This is a genomic window from Mycobacterium palustre (genome assembly GCF_002101785.1).
In the GTDB taxonomy this organism is placed as follows: domain Bacteria; phylum Actinomycetota; class Actinomycetes; order Mycobacteriales; family Mycobacteriaceae; genus Mycobacterium; species Mycobacterium palustre.
This window is the reverse complement of sequence record NZ_LQPJ01000124.1, coordinates 117,577-135,519: the sequence shown is the minus strand read 5'-3', so window position 1 is coordinate 135,519 and position 17,943 is coordinate 117,577. Positions and strand designations below refer to the sequence as shown.

Annotated in this window: 15 protein-coding genes; 5 read left to right on the top strand and 10 right to left on the bottom strand. The window is 63.7% G+C overall.

Features of this window, described 5'->3' with window-relative positions; genetic code table 11:
* Nucleotide 1 precedes the first annotated feature (1 nt).
* A complete protein-coding gene (locus AWC19_RS20905) occupies nucleotides 2-1,066 on the bottom strand; it encodes a hypothetical protein (RefSeq protein WP_245849198.1) in 1,065 nt (354 codons plus the stop codon).
* Between the two features lie 616 nt (nucleotides 1,067-1,682).
* Nucleotides 1,683-2,714 (bottom strand): hypothetical protein, encoded by a 1,032-nt coding sequence (locus AWC19_RS20900; protein WP_425436904.1) that lies wholly within the window; start codon nucleotides 2,712-2,714, stop codon nucleotides 1,683-1,685.
* 220 nt (nucleotides 2,715-2,934) lie between these two features.
* On the opposite strand from AWC19_RS20900, the gene AWC19_RS20895 reads away from it, so the two are divergent.
* Nucleotides 2,935-3,573, top strand: a complete 639-nt coding sequence (locus tag AWC19_RS20895; protein ID WP_211284970.1) for a TetR/AcrR family transcriptional regulator — start codon at nucleotides 2,935-2,937, stop codon at nucleotides 3,571-3,573.
* 88 nt (nucleotides 3,574-3,661) lie between these two features.
* Nucleotides 3,662-4,783 (top strand): phosphotransferase family protein, encoded by a 1,122-nt coding sequence (locus AWC19_RS20890; RefSeq protein WP_085079895.1) that lies wholly within the window; start codon nucleotides 3,662-3,664, stop codon nucleotides 4,781-4,783.
* 68 nt (nucleotides 4,784-4,851) lie between these two features.
* Here AWC19_RS20890 and AWC19_RS20885 read toward each other — a convergent pair whose 3' ends face one another.
* From AWC19_RS20885 to AWC19_RS20865, 5 genes are all read right to left on the bottom strand, one after another.
* A complete protein-coding gene (locus tag AWC19_RS20885) occupies nucleotides 4,852-5,742 on the bottom strand; it encodes a hypothetical protein (protein WP_085079894.1) in 891 nt (296 codons plus the stop codon).
* Nucleotides 5,742-7,253: a PEP-utilizing enzyme gene (locus tag AWC19_RS20880; protein ID WP_085079892.1), complete on the bottom strand. Its 1,512-nt coding sequence runs from the start codon at nucleotides 7,251-7,253 to the stop codon at nucleotides 5,742-5,744. The genes AWC19_RS20885 and AWC19_RS20880 overlap by 1 nt, the downstream gene beginning before the upstream one ends.
* 335 nt (nucleotides 7,254-7,588) lie before the next feature.
* Complete coding sequence (locus AWC19_RS20875; RefSeq protein ID WP_085079891.1) at nucleotides 7,589-8,743, bottom strand: acyl-CoA dehydrogenase family protein; 1,155 nt, start codon at nucleotides 8,741-8,743, stop codon at nucleotides 7,589-7,591.
* A 139-nt stretch (nucleotides 8,744-8,882) separates the two neighbouring features.
* Nucleotides 8,883-9,488 (bottom strand): MarR family transcriptional regulator, encoded by a 606-nt coding sequence (locus AWC19_RS20870; protein WP_085079890.1) that lies wholly within the window; start codon nucleotides 9,486-9,488, stop codon nucleotides 8,883-8,885.
* On the bottom strand, nucleotides 9,481-11,109 hold the full coding sequence (locus tag AWC19_RS20865; protein ID WP_085079888.1) for a pyruvate, phosphate dikinase: 1,629 nt from the start codon (nucleotides 11,107-11,109) through the stop codon (nucleotides 9,481-9,483). Before AWC19_RS20865 ends, AWC19_RS20870 begins: the two co-directional genes overlap by 8 nt.
* Nucleotides 11,110-11,542: 433 nt before the next feature.
* On the opposite strand from AWC19_RS20865, the gene AWC19_RS20860 reads away from it, so the two are divergent.
* Nucleotides 11,543-12,280, top strand: coding sequence for a TetR/AcrR family transcriptional regulator (locus AWC19_RS20860; protein ID WP_245849196.1), 738 nt, complete (start codon nucleotides 11,543-11,545; stop codon nucleotides 12,278-12,280).
* 19 nt (nucleotides 12,281-12,299) lie between these two features.
* Here AWC19_RS20860 and AWC19_RS20855 read toward each other — a convergent pair whose 3' ends face one another.
* Together AWC19_RS20855 and AWC19_RS20850 are read right to left on the bottom strand one after the other, a co-directional pair.
* A complete protein-coding gene (locus tag AWC19_RS20855) occupies nucleotides 12,300-14,315 on the bottom strand; it encodes an oxidoreductase (protein WP_085079887.1) in 2,016 nt (671 codons plus the stop codon).
* Nucleotides 14,312-15,529: a cytochrome P450 gene (locus AWC19_RS20850; protein ID WP_085079886.1), complete on the bottom strand. Its 1,218-nt coding sequence runs from the start codon at nucleotides 15,527-15,529 to the stop codon at nucleotides 14,312-14,314. The genes AWC19_RS20855 and AWC19_RS20850 overlap by 4 nt, the downstream gene beginning before the upstream one ends.
* A 185-nt stretch (nucleotides 15,530-15,714) precedes the next feature.
* Between AWC19_RS20850 and AWC19_RS20845 the strand changes: the two genes are divergently transcribed.
* The gene (locus tag AWC19_RS20845) at nucleotides 15,715-16,362 is read left to right on the top strand and encodes an NAD(P)-dependent oxidoreductase (RefSeq protein WP_245849195.1); all 648 of its coding nucleotides are present in this window, start codon (nucleotides 15,715-15,717) and stop codon (nucleotides 16,360-16,362) included.
* Between the two features lie 63 nt (nucleotides 16,363-16,425).
* Nucleotides 16,426-17,211 carry an enoyl-CoA hydratase/isomerase family protein gene (locus AWC19_RS20840; RefSeq protein ID WP_085079883.1) on the top strand — a complete coding sequence of 262 codons (786 nt, stop codon included), beginning with the start codon at nucleotides 16,426-16,428 and terminating at the stop codon, nucleotides 17,209-17,211.
* A 2-nt stretch (nucleotides 17,212-17,213) separates the two neighbouring features.
* Here the strand turns inward: AWC19_RS20840 and AWC19_RS20835 are convergent, their stop codons facing one another.
* Nucleotides 17,214-17,870 carry a TetR family transcriptional regulator gene (locus tag AWC19_RS20835; protein ID WP_043954276.1) on the bottom strand — a complete coding sequence of 219 codons (657 nt, stop codon included), beginning with the start codon at nucleotides 17,868-17,870 and terminating at the stop codon, nucleotides 17,214-17,216.
* Nucleotides 17,871-17,943: the final 73 nt, after the last annotated feature.

Sequence of the window (17,943 nt, the reverse complement as noted above, 5' to 3'; positions counted from 1 at the left end):
CTCACCGCTCCTCAGTTGACGGAAGAGCAGACGGTCGGTAGTCACGCTCGATGACGCCGTAACCGACTTCGCCGTCAGGCGCCACTACACGAACCGTGCTCTGCGTGACGATGAGAGGGTCGGGCTGGGTAACGACGTCGACTCCATTGATGTTCTCGTTGGGCTGTAGATACGTCAACGAATAGCCGTGCAGCCATGTGGCTTTCAAAACCTCGGAGGAATGGTCCGCCCGCTGCAGGGTGATGTCCATCGAACGTGGTTCGTGAGTCGCGACCGAATGCAAACCGGTGACTCGGACATCGGTCCCCACCTCACAGACACCGGCCTGCTGAGTGCAGAAGGTGCGATGGTCGACCCTGCCGTCCTGACGCCAGTTCACCAGGCCGTTGACCACGCGACCACTCTCGGGAAACACCAACAACAGGAAGTGCAGCCCACCCAACTGCCCGACGTCCCGTGGCCCGCTGGAATGGTCCCGAATGGCGACGCCGTCGATGTCCCAACGCTGCGAGCCCGCGGTCAGCGAGCCCTTCGTTCGGAACCCCTGGTTGTGGTGGAAGGAGGCCCAGCTCAGGCGGTCGATACCCAGCGCGCCGTGCAGGTCCCACACCGGGGCGGCGGCTTCTAGTTCCAGGTCGAAAGACAACCGACGCGCCGGTCCGGCGCCCACCGGGCCTGCCGCCATTGCGCTGAGGTCACAGATCGCCCCAGCCCCGTCAAAGGCCAAGCGCCAGCTGCGCAACGGAGTAGTGCACGTGACTTTGAGGTTTCCCGTCGCCGGACCCCGATCGTCTGTTGCTCGCCCCCACGACCGATCGACCAGCAACTCACCATTGGGCAGCAACGCGATTACCTGAGCCCACCACAGATCGAGGTCGTTCGGCCACCTGCCGGTGTGCACGAATACACCGACCTTCTCCCGGGGAGACCATGCGTGGAAGAACATGGTCTCGCTCCAGCCCGGTGCATCAGCCGGCGCTGTATGCAACAGGTCCATTTCGGGTTCGACATTGAAGGGGTTACTGCCAGTGAGTAACCGGCTTTCAGCGGTTACGGGATGAGACACAGACGCAGATTATAATCTGGATTAAATATACGCAACACCTTGCCGGCTTCGGCGGTCTTGGCCTTGACGACAACGTCGAAAAGCTACCGAAACCGATAGGACAACCAGGAGGACCCTTTAAGGGTCCGCCAAAATCCGTTGGCGCAGAGCGCACGCCATGAGATCGGCGCCGAAAGCGACGGAACCCGCACCGCAACAAGGCGCCACCTTAATCGACTGCCACGCGCCGACACGTCCACCGAGTACCTTCTGGACGCCGACCACCACGAGTCGTGAACTCGCCCCTGAAAGCAAGGTGTTGACGGCACCGAAAACTGCTGAGATTCGTGTGATCACATGCGACCGAACCGCTTCAGGCCGGTGTTTGTGGACCAGAAGTGCGCCACCTCGACAGCGGTCTGCATCGGAGAATCGGCGGCAGCAGACCGACCATAATGATCGCCGGAAACAGTAGGAGCACGAACACCGCACCGCAGGCGGCCATCGTTTCGCTGCACACCCTGCGTCATCGCAGCATTCCCTTCGATCACCGGCTGAGGAAGCCGGGTTGCGTCAGGCGTGCCCACGGATCAGTCGTGGGTCGCCCAGGATTGACCTGGGCGACCCACGACGATGATCAGACGGCGGTTCTGTCGCGCCGGGGATCCCGGCTTGCGCCGTTCGCGAACACCAAGGTCGGTCCGACGAGCAGCGCCTGAGTTGGATCTTCCGGGTCGGTGGCAATCCCGTCGCCGGCTCGCACACCGCCTTCTTCGCACATCTTCTGCCACATGGCTTGGCGCATCGCACGGCTGGGCGTGACCTTGCCGTAGGCGAAGATCCGCCACAGCGTCCAGTGTGGCGCCGGCAGGTCGTTCGGCCGACCGACGAGATGATGAAGCACGAACATCCAGCCGACCATCATCGCCATCATGATGGTCGTCGCCACCCAGCGGACTGCGACAGGCAGTGTCGAGTTGCTGGCCAGAATGTGCACCCACCCGACACCGAAGTAGTTGAACATCATGCCGCTCGGCGCCGCCAGCAGCAGCCAGAATTTCTGAGCGCCCTTCAATCGGGGTACCGCATACGCCAAGATCGCGCCAACGGTGACAAACGACGCACCGTTGATGAATCCCCACCAATAAGGGAAGTTCAGAAACTTGTACGGCTGCACGCCGTAGTAGGTGTAGACGCCCAGGTTGATGCCGATCGTCTCCATCAACGCATCGGTGAAGATGCCCAATCCGAGCATCATGACAAAGTGCCGGGCGTGTGCGCCATTGCGGATCACGAAGTAGCAAAAGTAGGACTCGAGGCCGAGGAACGCGACGTAGCAGAGCGGAATCAGGGCCGGCACCGTGATACCGAAGTTCGTGAACGCCGGCACCAAGTTCTTCGCCCAGTGCAGATGGCCCAGCATGTCGAGCATGGGCTCACACAGGCTGCACAACAGGCCGCTACCGATCACCAGCAGTGGGGTGTAATTCCGATTTCGCATCGCCGCGCGGATGGCCCATGGGAGCGCGAAGATGACCACCGCGGCCCCGGCGATGAAGAAGAAGGCGAGTTGCGCCGGTGCGCTGCATTCGAAGTCACCCGGGCTCGGCACGATATTGGGTGGCCATCCCTCGTGACCTACCAGCGGCCACGAGCTGACGCTGATCATCGAACTCATCCGAATCTGACCTTTCCGCCTATCCATCGGCATTCTGTGCAACAGCGAGAGACACCCCTGGGCGCCAGTGACGGCGCTGACAGCTCCCCGCAGGTGTGGACCGGCTCACACTAACACAATGTCCATACAGCGTGTATACCTAATTTGAAATTAGCTTAAAATCGCTGTCCGACACCGCTGAGGTGGGCAAATCGGGAGTAAGGTGGCGGCGATGACCGAAACGACGAGGCGAACGCTCGGTCGACGGAGAGTCGCAGACACCGACAGCGCCTCAGCAGCCGAGAACATCCTGGCCGCCACCACGCGCCTACTCGCACGCCAATCGTTGACGGACATCAGCGTCGCGCAGATCCTCACTGAAGCAAAAGTATCGAGGGCGACCTTCTACTTTTACTTCGCCTCCAAGTTCTCCGTCGTCAGCGGCCTGCTCGAGCGCGCGATGGAAGACATCTTCCAGACAGTGCAGCCGTTTCTTGCTCGATCCCCCGAGGACTCGCCAACGGATGCCCTGGAACGCAGCATTCGGGCCGTGACACACGCCTGGCATCGACACCGACCGGTGTTCCAGGCGACCAACCATCACTGGCATGCCGAGCCCGAACTGCGCGATCTGTGGCTGGCGATAGCCGAACGATTCATCGCCGCCGGGGCGGCCGAGATCGAACGCGAACGCGCCGCCGGGATGATCACCTCGCCGATACCGAGCAGAATGCTTGCGGCAACCCTGTTCTGGGGCACCGAAAGAGTGCTGCACATCGCTGGGCTCGGTGTCGAGTCGAGCCTTCGCGACGAGGAGAGCGCGGTCGACGTTCTGGTGGCCATGTGGCGAGGCACCCTGTACGCGGCCTGAATGCCGCCCGCGACTCAGCCCTTTGGTTGACTATCGAGGTATATTCTAATTCCAGTTAAATTTTTTTTGGATCAACATCAGATCGAGGATGATCGTGGCGCTGAAGAACAAACTGGACGCGGATGCCGTCGGGGAACACCTTGCCGCCTGGCTGCCGAACGTGTTGGACGCCTCCGGCCCGGTCAAGGTGTCGAACGTGATGATTCCCTCGGCGAGTGGAATGTCCAGTGAGACGGTCCTATTCGAGGCCCGCTGGCAACAGCACGGTGAGCTGGTGGAAGAGGGTTTAGTCGTTCGGATTCCGCCTGAGGACGGCGGCTTGTTCGAGACCTATGATCTGGGCCGTGAGCTCAGGGTGATGTCGCTGCTGTCGGCGCACACCGATGCCCCGATTCCCCGGGTCCTGGCCCACGAGACCACCGGCGACGTTCTCGGTTCACCATTCGCATTGCTGGAGCGGGCGTATGGCGAAGTGCCTGGCGATGATCCGCCGTTTGTGACGGCGGGCTGGGTGGTCGACCTGACCGGCGAACAGCGGGCGACCATGTTCGACGAGGCTCTGAAGGTTATCGCGGACATCCAGCGGGCGGATCCGGTGGCACTGGGCCTGACCGAGCTACTGCACGCCGACCTGGGCGACACGGTCATCGAGCAAGAACTGCAGTACTGGCAACGCTTCTACAGCTGGGCCGCCGGCGACACCCTCAGCCCGACCATCGATAAGGCCTTCGAGCTGTTGGCGGCCTCCCGACCGACACAGGACACCCCGCTGGTCGTCTCCTGGGGCGACGCCCGATTCGGAAACCTCATGTTCGGCCCCGACCAGAAGGTCACCGGTGTCTTCGACTGGGAAATGGCCACCCTCGGCCGCCCCGAAGTCGACCTGGGCTACTTCTTGTTCTTCGACCGCGTCTATTCAGCCGGGATCGGGCTGCCGCGCCTGGAGGGCTTCCCGGACCGTAGTGCCGCGATCACACGTTTCGAGCAGCTCACCGGCCGCACAATGCACGACCTCGACTGGTTCGAAGCGTGGGCTGCGCTGCGGGGCGCGATCCTGCTGCTGCGCGTCGGCAAGCAGATGATCGAGCTGGGCCTGCTGCCCCCGGATGCGCCAATGCCGTTCAACAATCCGGCCTCGCAGGTCTTGGCCTCCCTGCTCGATCTGCCCGCACCGACCGGCGCGGTCGGGTGGATCACCGGGCACCGCTGACCCGTCCTCGGGCGACGTTGCCGGTCGTGGTCGCTGCGCTGCTCGATGGCTACTCGTGGGACACTCGATCAGAACACTCGGTGTAGGATGCCCTGCTCGAAAAAGCCTGCACCGGAACTATTTTCGCTGTCGAGCGACATGAAGTCGTCATAGGTTCCAAAAGACGGGCCCTCGGAGTCTGCGCCCATCGGCACAAAGAATCCGGCCAGCCTCGAGGTGACCGTCACCAGCCGGCTGCCGCCCTCCGCGTCTCGCAAACGGGCCAACCGGAATTGCCCGGCAGCATCGCGCCCGAATGTGACGTCGACGATCGTAACCGATCGGTTCGCGTCGATAAGAAAACCATCCGACCGTAGTGAGCCGTCTGCTCCCAGAAATTTCATGACGGTGATGAACGTGTCGCCGATTACGGCCACCAGACCCGCATACTCGATCCACTGCGCGGACTCGTCACGGAAACCCCATGTGCGGTCGCGCATTCCCTGCGCTCGCACCGGTGACTCGACGCCGTCGAGCACCAGGGTGCCGTTGATCTCGCAGGCCTGCTGGAAGTGCTGCAGCGGTTTGCCGGGCACCAACTCGGGGACAACCCCACTCACCGCATAGTCGGCCGCGACGAACAGCGGAACATTGACCAGGTCGGCCTGTAACCGCCCATGGCGCACTGCGATCCGGCCGTCGAGCCCGAATTTGATCGACGCGCTCTCGAAGCTGCCCGGGGGCAGATCTTCGATGATCTCCAGAACCTGACCTTGTACGGACACGCTGCACCGGGCCCGCCGGGCGCCCGTTCCGTTGGGCGATGTGGAGACATGGAATGTGCCGAACACCTGGTTATGGGTGTCCCAGAAGGACAGATAGGCGTTGTCTTTCCAGACGGGGTCGGTGGGTCCGGCTGCATCGGCGTGGATGGGTTCGGCCAATGGCCCCCATGCATGGGTGATTTCGGCAGCGGTCATCAGGTGGTAACTCCTATTCGTTGCAGGATTTCAACGGTTCCGGCGGCACCGTCAATGCGGATCAGGTCGCCGGTCTGCAGAGTGGACGTGCCGCGGGCGGTGTTCATGACGCATGGGACGCCGAGTTCACGCGCGACCACAGCGGCGTGGCTCATCATGCCGCCGATATCGACGACGAGCCCACTGGCGAGAAACATCAGCGACACCCAGGACGGATCGGTGGTGCGCGCGATCAAGATGTCACCGTCGTTGATCTCGGCATCCGCGGGTTCGTCGACCACCACGGCGCGACCTTCGACGACGCCTCCGGATGCGCCGACACCAGCCAGGGTGGTCCCATCCTCGGCCTGTCCGCTGGTCCGCACGACCGGTTGCGGCTGACCCCTCCACGACGATGGGACCTCGACCTGACGGTACTCGTCTCGAAGCTTTCGGCGCTGAGCCACAGTGGTTTTGGCGTCGGGCGGCAGGTTGGCGGCCAGTTCTTCTGCGGTGAGATAAAATGCATCGTCGCGATCGCCGAGGACACCTTCAGCGACCAACTGGTCACCGAGATGACGGGCACAGGCACGCACCACGTCGAGGCTTTGCAGGTATGCGACTTTCCCGACACCGCGCAGCGGCAGAAATCGGCGGGCGAGTCGCAGGACCAGCCGAGACTTGAGTCGTTGCGCACCCCCGAACGACGCGTAGAAGCGGCTCTCGGCTGGCTTGCCCGCGCGGCGCTGGGCAGCGGGATCGCAGTCGGGCGCCGCCGTATCGTCCATCGCCCGGTATTGCGCGATCAGCTTGCGCACGGGTTCAGGGTTCTCCCGCCATGTCACGCTGGACAGCTCGCCCTCCCCGGGACAGTGGTAGCCGTGCCAGTGCAGAAAGTCCGAGAGTTCGAGGCTGCCGCGCGAGACGCGCCACAGGTCGGCCAAAACTCGAGCCTCCTCGTGGGAGCCGTGGCCGCGCAACAGTTCAGTGGCATCCACGCCGGCCATGGCGGCCAGGTTGGTCAGTTGCTCGTGCAACGGCTGAATAGCGCAGGCGCTGACCACGGCCTGCACGGCGAGTGTTTGCTGGAAGCGGAAAAACGCCTCTGCCATCAACGATCGGACCTGCTCGCCGGACAGCGAATCGATCATGCCGATCGCGCTGCGCCACCAAGCGTCAGTTTCGGTGCGTAGCCGCTCGATTCGCCGCGCGATGTACAGCAGCGTCCGGGGGTAGCGTACGGCGATCCACGGGAGTCGCCGGATAGACGGCCTGCTGACGAAGTCATCGGGAACAAAGCCGAAGAAGTCCCGGGAGAGCGCTTCGCCTGACTGCCCAGGGATCAGATCACCCATCGCGCAGAGGAAATCCACCCGCACGGCCATCCGGCCATAGAAGGCACCAGTGATCCGGTGCTCGTCACGCTCCGGGATAGCCGCCTGATTGGCCGGTAGCACACCCATGGCCACGAACGGGGCACGCAGTCCGAGTTCGCTGGCCGGAACCCACACGCTGGCGCACAGCGGCGTCATCACACCCGGGACGGCCTCAGCCAGGTTGACCGAACTCCACGACGCATCTGGAGGCGAAACGGCATGTAGCGCAGACGCCGCCACAACGCCGGCCGCTTCCGCCACGCGAGCCTCCCCCGTTAGTGGAGTATCAGCATTTTTTATCCATATTAAAAATACCATATGCGCTCGCCCTGCGGAGGCATAGCGCGAAACCGTTGATTGACGCGGGAAGCTCTTCCATTCCCGTGACGTCGCCCGCGCACTGCTCGCGTCCTCATCCTGCTCGGGGCCCTACGCAGGAAGGCAATGGGGCCTCACCCAGCTGAACGCCGACCGCCAAACCCGGTCGAGTGTCAAATACCGCCGCGCGAAACAAGCTGACTTGCAATGACATTACGCTGAATTTCGTTGGTTCCCTCGCCGACAATCATCAGCGGCGCATCGCGGAAGTACCGCTCGACGTCGAACTCGGTCGAGTACCCGTAACCGCCATGAATCCGGACGGCATTCAGCGCGATCTCCATTGCCGTCTCCGATGCGAAGAGCTTGGCCATGCCGGCCTCCATGTCGGTGCGCTCGCCGCTGTCATAGCGGTCGGCCGCATAGAGAGTGAGCTGCCGAGCGGCGGTGAGCTTTGTCGCCATGTCGGCCAGATAATGGCCGATGGCCTGATGCTTCCAGATCGGCTGACCGAAGCTCTCCCGCTGCTGGGAGTAGGCGAGCGCGTCCTCAAGGGCGGCGGTGGCCACACCGAGCGCCCGGGACGCGACTTGGATCCGCCCGGTCTCCAAGCCCTTCATCATCTGCGTGAAACCCTTGCCGGGCACCCCACCGAGGATCGCCGATTCGGCCACGCGGTAGCCGTCGAAGGACAGCTCGCAACTCTCCACGCCCTTGTAGCCCAGCTTGGGCAGATCGCGCGAGATCGTGAGTCCCGGGCCGGGTTCAACCAGCAGGATAGAGATGCCGGTGTGTCGCGGCGTCGCCTTCGGATCGGTCTTGCACAGCAGAGCAATCAGACCCGATCGGCGAGCGTTGGAGATCCACGTCTTAGCACCGGTGACCACCAAGTCGTCACCGTCACGGACCGCGGTGGTCGTCATGCTCTGCAGATCTGATCCGCCGCCGGGCTCGGTGAGCGCCATGGTCGCACGCATATCGCCGGATGCCATCGCCGGGAGATAGGCTCGCCTCTGCTCCTCGGTCCCGAACAGTGTCAGCAATTTGGCCACCACGGTGTGCCCACCCATGGCCCCGGCCAGGCTCATCCAACCGCGCGCCAATTCCTGCGTCACCAGCACATAACATGCCATCGACACCGGAGAGCCGCCGTATTCTTCGGGGATCGCCAGTCCGTATATCCCGATCTGTTTCATCTGTTCGATCCACTTCTCGGGGTACTCGTTGTCGTGCTCGACCTCGCGAACTGTCGGCTTGACCTCCCGATCGATGAACCCGCGCACGGTCTCGACGAGCAGGGTCTCTTCATCGGTCAATACAGTGTTCACGCCATCACCTCTCGGGCCAGATTTTATTCTAGATTAAACGCGGGTGCGAGCACTTGGCGCATGCCCACCCTTCTTTCGGTCGGCCGGAGATGACGTGGGCCAAACAGTGATCGATGGCCGAGCCGACTACCCGACGCGTTTAGCTGGCGTGCCCGGCGCGTGCCTCATCCTCACGGGTGAGACCCGAGGCCTCGATGAATTCCTGATGCAGTTCGAACCATACGGTGTGGTAGGAGTCGGCGGTCGGCCTGGCCAACCAACTGGTATCGCCGGCTTTGACCTTCGTCAAGGCCGACTCGAGTTTGTCGGCGTACGCCTTCAGCCGGTTCAGATGTGTTGCAGCAGAATCGATGACCGGCCGCACCATTCGATGGACGTCATCGAGACGAGCAATCACAGCTGCGTCGTAGTCGAGGTCGTCGTGGGAGTTCGGTTGGCCGTCCTTGATCTGCCAGTCCGTTATGAGAGCTTTGAACTCGTCGTTGGCGTCACGAAAGCTGTCGTAGATGCCGGCCAGTACATCTTGGTCGACGCCCGACCGCTCCTCAGCCAGAAGAGCGTTAAGCCGCTCGCGTCCCGCAGGACTGAGCCGGACAGTCTTTCCCTCGACGACGAGACCCCCTGAAATCAGTTGCTCCAGAGTCGATGCGACCGCTGCAGGGTCTTCACCGACGGTGGCGATCAAATCCGGCTCACGCACCCGACCCTTGAGGCGGATCGCTTGCAGGACAGTTAAATCAGACATCGGTCAGTACCTTTGTGTTGTTGTCGAGTTGGTGCGCGACCAACATGGTGATGAGCGGGTGCGGGGAAACGACGTCGGTGAGGCCTGCAGCAAGCGCGTTGGCCACCGCTGATGGAGACGTATCGGTAAGCGCCGGGTAATCGCCCACTGCATGGCCGCGAATCGGGCTGACACGGCGCGCGATCTCGGCTAGCTCAGCAAGGTCCGGGGAATCAGTCTCGGACCACGCGGTGAGTTCCAGGATCCCCTCGCGCACCTCACCCTCGGCCCCATCAACCGTTATCAGCTTGCCCTCGAGCTCCGCGACGACCCCGTCTCCGCATCCGACGACGGCCGGTCTGCCTATCTCGCGGCTCACCACCGCGGCGTGCGATGTTGCGCCACCCGTCTCCGTGACGATTCCCCGCGCAGCCAGCATGCCCTGGACGTCGTCGGGGCTGGTGGCTGCGCGCACCAGGATCACATCTTCCCCCTCCTCGGCGGCATCGAGTGCCTCGTCGACGTCGGAATAGGCTTTGCCCGATACCACGCCTGGGCACGCCGGCAGTCCGCGTGCTAATAGTGGTGCGGCTAACCGGGTTTCAGGGAGAAGCGCCGGTGAGAGCAGCGTCTCGATCTGGCCCGGTGTCACACGGCGCAGTGCCTCCGCATCGTCGATCAGCTCTTCGTGGCGCAACCGCAGCGCCAGCCGTACCGCAGCCTGAGCGGACCGCTTGGCCGCCCGAGTCTGCAGCAGCCACAGTTTGCCCTCCTCCACGGTGAATTCGATGTCCTGGACGTCTGCGGCGAGCTGCTCCAGGGTCTGCGCCGCGCTCATGAGTTGGTCGTAGACGGCGGGCTGCTCATCCCGCAACGCCGCGATAGGTTCGACATCGACGTTCCCTGAGACCACGTCCTCACCTTGGCCGTTGGCAAGCCACTCACCGAATGGTTCGTCGGCTCCGGTGACAGGATTGCGCGAGAACAGCACCCCGGTACCTGAATCGCGCGCGAGATTGCCAAACACCATGGCTTGCACGACAACTGCCGTTCCTGCGTCGGCATCCAAGCCACGGTGTCTTCGGTACGCGACGGCCCGCGGGCTGTTCCATGAGGCGAAGACGGCTTCGACCGCTCCCCGGAGTTGCATCCACGGATCCGCCGGTACCTCGAGCTCTGGGTTTCCTCCCAGCACGATGCGCCGGTACATCTCGTTGAAGCGCTGGCGAGTGTCGCGGGCGAATTCAGCGGAAGCGGCGAGTGCGAGTGCCTTCTCGACTTCATCATTGATCCCGAGGTCGAGCACAGTGTCCATCATCCCGGGCATCGATAGAGCGGCTCCGCTGCGCACGCTGACCAACATCGGCCGTGGGCCGCGACCAAAAGTGCGGGATGTCTGATTCTCGAGCCCACGTACGTGCTCGCATACCTCGGCCCACAGCCGGTCGACGCACTGAGTGCGATCGGCGAAAAACTCCGCGCAAACGCTGGTCGTGATGCAAAATGCCGGCGGCACCGGCAACCCCTGCCGTCGCATCGAATCGATGCCGTACCCCTTGTTTCCAAGCACCTCACGGCCAAGGCCGGCCCGGCCGTCCAGAGCGACGACCGAGGGACTCGCTCCCTCACCTATTTTTGACATGAGATTAGATTCTAGATGAGTGTCGAAGATTTTGACACAAGATTAGATTTCTAGCGAAGTTCAGGCCACAGTGCATGACTCGGCCACGGGAGCCGGGCTGATCGCCCTGATATCGGCAAATCTCGGTGACGACCAAAACCGTTCGACCAGCATCATGAATCATGATGCGCTGCGCCCTCGCGAGTGACCGCGTACTGCTCCGGTCTCGCCGGTCCATGTCGACATCAACGAGACATCCGTCGGGTCTCGCGGGGGTTCAAGCCACGCTGCATGTCCTCGCCGAGCCTCTTCGGGCCATCGAATCCGGCGCTCCGCTCGTTGCTGCTGTCAGCAAAAAGAGGGCGGCATTGCCGCAGGGTTCTTGCCGATGCTCGGTGCTTGGTGGTCGGAAAAGGCGGCGAAACCTACAACTTGTGTTAAATACTATTGAACCGTGCCTAGAAACCCGTCTTCTACGAAGGCCGACGCTGACAGCACGAACACGAAGTCGCAACGCACGCGGGCGCGAATTCTCGACGCAGCCGCCCGTGTGCTCAGCGTCAAAGGTTTCGCCGGGACGCGGCTGACAGATGTAGCGGATGACGCCGAGATACAGGCACCGGCGATCTATTACTACTTCCCCTCCAGGGAGGACCTGATCGAGGAGGTGATGTACTGCGGGATCCACGATATGCGCACGCACCTACAGAAGACGCTGGACGCACTGCCGGCCGGCATGGCGCCCATGGATCGGATCATGGTCGCGGTCGAAGCTCACCTGCGGCACGCGCTCGAACTCTCCGACTACACCACCGCGTCGATCCGGAACTCAGGACAGATCCCCAGCCGGCTGAGCAAGCGGCAGAAGAAGGAGGAGGCCGCCTACGGCCGGATCTGGCAGGGGCTGTTCGCCGACGCCGTCGCAGAGGGTGAAGTCAACCCCGAGTTGGATCCGCAGCTGGCCCGATTCTTGGTGATGGGAGCTATGAACTGGACTGCGGAATGGTGGGACCCTCGCCGCGGATCCGTCGACGCCATTGTGGCCAACGCGCAACTTTTGGTCCGAAGTGGTCTCACCTCGGCGACCAAGGCATCCGCACCGGCAACGCAACGCGCTGCCAAGCGTGCGGCGACATCGGCACGACCGACCGGCGCACGCGCTCGCTCCCGCGCCCGTCGGCCATCTGAGTGACGCTGCCCGGCGAGACCGCTCACGTGGCACTTCCACCCCAGCCGTATCGCGCGACCGGCCTAATCCAGTCCGGGTGAAGGGAGTCGACGGCCTGCCGCCCCTCGACCACCGCCACCTCCAGCCGGCGCGGGGAGCTTGCGTCCCCGATCACCCGCACTATGGGGCAAATTCCGGCCAGTTCCTGCTGCAAGGCCCGATCGGGTGTCCCTCCGCTCATCAAGACCACATCGTCGAAAGCAAGTCGTTGCACCCGGTGCGGGGCCTCGAAACAGGCCACCTCCGCAGAACCGGGTGACAGTCGGTGGATGACCGTTCGCGGGAAGAACGTGAAGTCGCCCTTCAGAAGCTTCGCTAGAAGTGGGCTACCAACCATTTCCCACCGCATTTCCAGGTTCGCCGCTACCAGCGAATAACGGCTGACCATGAGGACGCGACGGCCGCTGTCGACGAGCTGTTGTGCGACGTCAGTGCTCTCGTAATGGCCGATCTCGTCGAGCATCAACACCGTGTGCCCGAGACTGGCTCCGCGCAGCACGTCCCAACCGGTGTGGACGCTGACCGTGCTGATCCCGGGAAGCGGCAGGCGCGGCTGCAAAGTCTGGAATCCGTCCCGGCGGGGCTTGACGCCGGTAGCGACGATCACGGCGTCCGGTGCCATTCGCCGCACCGTCTGGACGTCAGCGGGAGTCCGCAGCCGCACATCGATGGCATGCAAGCGCATCTGGTGCTCGTAGAAATCGAGCAACCTTGCGATCTCCGGCCGGGTGGGCGGCACCAGCCGGAGCTGTCCCCCCAGTGCGTCGTCCGTCTCCAACAGAGTCACGCGGTGACCGGCGATAGCGGCGCTGCGGGCCGCTTCCATGCCGGCCGGGCCACCGCCGATCACAACTACCTTCAGGCCTGGCGCGTGCCGGACGATGGTGTCGTCATCGTGGGTCAGCTCTCGACCGGCAGCGGGGTTGACCGTGCACATGGCGCGACCGCGGGTGTTCAGCCCGCCCGCACAGCTCTGCAAGCACGCGATACACGGGCGTATCTCGGCGCCGCGACCGCTTACCGTCTTGGTTATGAGCTCGGGTTCGGCGAGGGTGGCGCGAACCATGGCGACGAGATCTCCGACGCCGGAAGCCACTATCTGATCGGCCTGTTGCAAAGTGGCGATGCGACCGGCGACGATCGTCGGCAGCGTTGTCACGCGGGTCATTTGTTCGCTGACCGGCAGCATGTATCCGGGTGGTTGATGCCCGCCGCCGATCAGCAGGTCGCGCGCGTAATGCGATCCCAGCGACACGTCCCAGAAATCGACCAAAGACTCACGCTCCAGCATCGAGATGAGCGTGCTGAGGTGCGACGGCGTCGTTTGGTCCTCCGGACCGTCGGGAGATATCCGCAGTCCGACGGGATAGTCCCGTCCGACCGCGGTACGGACCGCGCGGAGAACCTCCACCAGATATCGGCACCGATTTTCCAACGACCCGCCATAGTCGTCATCGCGCAGATTGGTCGCCGGGGAGAGAAAGCTCGAGAAGAGGTAGCCATGTCCGGCGTGTAGTTCGATGCCGTCAATCCCCCCTTCGCGCGCGCGCAGCGCGGATGCGACGAAGGCTTCGGTCAACTCGTCCATCATCATGCGGGTCATCGGCACAGGCAGCATCCCGAGGCCTGGATCGGGAACGTGCGACGCGGCCCACGGCGCTGAGCTGTCCCGGGTCAGCTGGGTCGGACCGCCATGCCAGATCTGCTGAAACAGCTTCATGCCCTCGGCATGCACGGCGGTGGTGAGCTTTGTCAGACCCGGCAGGACGCGGTCGCTGGTCAAATCGAGCATGGCCGGCGAACTCCAGTGGACCTGCGCGACATCGGCGAATGCGAGCGCTACCCCACCGCGGGCCCGAGCCAGCAAGAACGCGATCATGTCGTCGCTCACCAACTGGTTGACCGCCAGCCCGCTGCCCTGGGAGGTGCGGACCACCCGATTGCGCAGCAATACGGGACCGATGTGTGTCGAGCTCAGCACATGCTCGTAGCCGCTCATCGCGGGACCGGAGTAAAGACCACCTCTAGCTGCGCGGGCCCACGGGTATTGCCGCCTCCCCGCCATTCAATATCGGCCGGGCCGCCCTCGTCGGACAGCCGGTAGTCGGGAATGGTCGCGAGGATCTCCTCGAGAACGATCAACATCTCCGTCACCGCGAGGTGCTCGCCGAGACACCTGTGACGCCCGGACCCGAACGTGAGGTGCGGGTTCGGCGTCCGATCGATGTTGAAGGAGAACGGTTCGCTGAATTTTGCCGGGTCGCGGTTGGCCGCACCGAAATTGAGCATCACTTTGTCACCGCGGTGTAGCCATGCGCCCGCTCGATCGTGGTCGTCGACGACGGTGCGGGCCATGTGGATGATCGGCGGGTCGATGCGCAGCGACTCGTGCACCGTCGCTTTCATCAGGGCGGCGTCGCTAAGCAGGCGGTCCTTGAGACCGGGCTCGGCGGCAACCCGGTATAACATGCTTCCGATGCCGTGGACGGTCGTCTCGTGTCCGGCCAATACCGTCAGTTGCACCATGCCCAGGGCGATCTGCGGCGGGATCTCCGCACCGTCGATGCGGGCGTTCACAAGTTTGCTGAGCGTGTCGTCGGTCGGGTTGGCACGCCTGCTGCGGATCAGTTCTTCGAGCCAATCTTCCAGCTCCTTGGCCGCCGCTCGTTTCGCCTCGATGCCCACCTTCGCCGTCGACAGGAAATTTCCGGTCAGGCGGCGCGCCACCGACCAGTCCTCGCGCGGGAGGCCCAGCGCGAGGCCGATCGCCAGCGACGGCACGATCTCAGCCACAGATTGCACGAGATCGGTGTGCCCATCCGCCGAGAACGCCGCGATGCAGTCCCGAACTATCTCGCGTAACTGCGGCTCCATAGCCGCGACGGCGGGGGCGGTGAAAAACGGCATGACCAGTTTGCGGTAGGGGGTGTGCTCCGGCGGGTCGAGTTCCGCCGGGACGACCGGCATCGATGCACCCGTTGGCGGGATCATGATGCCTGCCGTAGTGGTGTAGCGCTCGTGGTCGCGCGCCACCTCGAGCACATCGTCATACGTGGCGAGCAGCCAGAAGCCGCCATATTGATCACTCCACCCGACCGGGCAGTGCTGCCGAATCGCCGCGAGGGTTTCATGCAAGTGGGACTGCACGGTTGGGTCGGCGAAGTCGTAGTCGATCGCTGGGCAGCGAACGCTCCCCGGGGCATCGGTGGTCATCGAGGACTCCTCACCGCGAGTCGTTCCAGGGGGGAGCGCGGAAGCCGACCGAGGCAGATGCCACATTCGCCGCGCTGCGCCCTCGCGGATGTGCGGCCGCGCAGGGCATTGCGATTCGAGCTACCGCTAATCTAACGTCGTTAGGTGAGGATCGCAAGCAATCCCTGGACAGAATGGAGCGTCTGATGCATGTGCTGCTGTTAGGGGCAACCGGCAAGGTCGGCGCGCCGATCCGCGATGAATTGCGGGAGCGCGGCCACGAGGTGACCGCGGTGGTGCGCGACGGGTCGCGACTGCCCCCGGCCGACGCGTCCCTACATCACCGGATCGGAGACGCCTTCGACGGCGCATTCCTCGACGACGCTGCGCAGGGCACCGAAGTCGTGCTCTGCTCGGTGGCGCTGCGTGACGAGGCCCAGCGTGACCGGACACCCGTGACGCTGATACGTCGCGCCGCCCACGCCGCCGGCCGCGCCGGCGCCCGCCTCATTGCGCTCGGCGGTGCGGGCAGCCTCCGAACGGCCTCAGGTGTCGACGTGGTAGACACGCCAAGCTTTCCCGAAGTGGCCAAGCGAGAGTCACTGGGATTCCGTGCCGCGCTGCATGATCTGATCGACGACGCCCCCGAGGACCTCGTGTGGACCATGGTCTCGCCGCCCCTCGCTATCGAGTTCGACGGGCCACGCACGGCCAGCTACCGAACCGCCTACGACGATCTCATCGTCGACGAGGCCGGCGCCTCGCGCATCTCCGCCGCCGACCTCGCCGTCGCCGTGGTGGACGAGGTGGAGAAGTCCCAATATCCGCGCCGACGATTCACCGTTGGATATTGACGGTCCGCGGCCAATACCAATCGTTGCTTGATTAGGGTGAGCGTACGTCGATAAGCTGCACGGATGACAGTCCGGCACGGGGACCTTCGACTCGAGCGCCACGGCAACGTCGCAGAGATCATCTGGGCAGCGCCCAAGCTGAACTTGTTCACCCCACACGTGGCCGAGGCGTTCGAGGCGATCCTCGGCCAGCTGCCCAGCGACATCCGGGCTCTGTTGCTGCGCGCCGAGGGCAAGGTTTTCTGCGCGGGGGTTCGGGTCCAGGAATTCACCGTCATGGACGACCGGGCCGGCACGGATTTCAGCAGGCGCCTACTCACGTTGGTCCGCCGGATCGAGCAACTGCCCATACCGACGGTGGCGGTCGTCCACGCGCTCAACCTCACGATCGGTCTGGAACTGGCGTTGGCATGTGACTTCATCTGGTCGGCCGAGAACGTCGGGATGGGCCTGGTCGAGGCCACCGTTGGCATCACGCCGGCGGCGGGCGGCACCCAACGCCTGGTCGCGCGCGCCGGCGTGGCACGAGCCACCGAGATGGTCTACACCGGACGGACCTACGACGCGTCGCGATTGCGCGAGTGGGGTGTCGTCGACAAGGTCCTGCCATCCGACCAGCTCCTCACCCAGGCCCGCGCCTTCGCCGATGAATTGGCCGCGGGCCCCACCGTCGCGACAGCGATTGCGAAACAGATCATCGCCGTGGCCCGCGATCGCGGCGTGGCCGCCGCCGACGACATCACCCCGGACCTGGCCGGACCGGTTCTCATCAGCGAGGACGCGGCGATCGGGCTAGAGACCATGCTGTCGCAAGGGCCGGGCGCCAAACCCGCATTCGTTGGTCGGTGACGCTAGGCGCGCTTACCGAGCTCGGCGGCAGGCAACCACCGTGCCTGACGTTCCTTCACCGCCGTGTCGATCGCGTCCAGAATGCTGTTGGTGACCAGGTCGTAGATCTCGTCGAAGGACAGTCCACGTTCCGACAATGCTTTGGCCAACGCCGGATATTGATCGGCGTCGATGTCGTGCCGACTCTCGGGCGTGTATCCCTGCGTTTCGTGCAAGGCGCTGCCGATGGCGAAGAGCTCGAGAGCATCGAGCAAGGGCATCACCGCCGCGCCCGGAACGCCCTCCTCAACCAACCGCTGCGCCGAAGTATCAAGCATGCGGGCCCCCATTCCGAGCGAGCGTTTGCCAACGATCAGCGGGACCAACGCGGGGTGCTTGAGTAGCGCGGCACGCAACTTTCGGGCATTTTCGGGCAGCCAATGCCGCCAGTGGTCGTCAGATTCCTCCGGAGCGCGAACATCAGACAGCGCGAATTCCGCTGCGCCGATGAGGATTTCATCCTTGTTGTCGAAGTGGTGATACAGGGAAGCTCCGTTGACTCCGAGGGCGTCGGCTAACCTACGGATGCTGAGCCCTTCGAGCCCATCTTCGTCGATGATGGCCAGGGCCGTCTCCAAGACTTTCCGCCGCGAGATCAGCGCCACCTTCGGTCGAGCCATGCGCGCTCCTCCCACGATGTTGCTGACAGCTTAACCAAACGCCGTACCCGCTGCTGAGCACCGCAACGGCGGT

Excerpts from the sequence above, each read along its gene's own strand:
- AWC19_RS20840 (WP_085079883.1), top strand. The coding sequence starts at position 16,426 with ATGACAGTCCGGCACGGGGACCTTCGACTCGAGCGCCACGGCAACGTC.
- AWC19_RS20855 (WP_085079887.1), bottom strand. The coding sequence starts at position 14,315 with ATGAGCGGCTACGAGCATGTGCTGAGCTCGACACACATCGGTCCCGTA.
- AWC19_RS20880 (WP_085079892.1), bottom strand. The coding sequence starts at position 7,253 with ATGACGCCGCTGTGCGCCAGCGTGTGGGTTCCGGCCAGCGAACTCGGA.
- AWC19_RS20870 (WP_085079890.1), bottom strand. The coding sequence starts at position 9,488 with ATGTCTGATTTAACTGTCCTGCAAGCGATCCGCCTCAAGGGTCGGGTG.
- AWC19_RS20835 (WP_043954276.1), bottom strand. The coding sequence starts at position 17,870 with ATGGCTCGACCGAAGGTGGCGCTGATCTCGCGGCGGAAAGTCTTGGAG.
- AWC19_RS20890 (WP_085079895.1), top strand. The coding sequence starts at position 3,662 with ATGATCGTGGCGCTGAAGAACAAACTGGACGCGGATGCCGTCGGGGAA.
- AWC19_RS20885 (WP_085079894.1), bottom strand. The coding sequence starts at position 5,742 with ATGACCGCTGCCGAAATCACCCATGCATGGGGGCCATTGGCCGAACCC.
- AWC19_RS20845 (WP_245849195.1), top strand. The coding sequence starts at position 15,715 with ATGCATGTGCTGCTGTTAGGGGCAACCGGCAAGGTCGGCGCGCCGATC.
- AWC19_RS20900 (WP_425436904.1), bottom strand. The coding sequence starts at position 2,714 with ATGATCAGCGTCAGCTCGTGGCCGCTGGTAGGTCACGAGGGATGGCCA.
- AWC19_RS20850 (WP_085079886.1), bottom strand. The coding sequence starts at position 15,529 with ATGACCACCGATGCCCCGGGGAGCGTTCGCTGCCCAGCGATCGACTAC.
- AWC19_RS20895 (WP_211284970.1), top strand. The coding sequence starts at position 2,935 with ATGACCGAAACGACGAGGCGAACGCTCGGTCGACGGAGAGTCGCAGAC.
- AWC19_RS20865 (WP_085079888.1), bottom strand. The coding sequence starts at position 11,109 with ATGTCAAAAATAGGTGAGGGAGCGAGTCCCTCGGTCGTCGCTCTGGAC.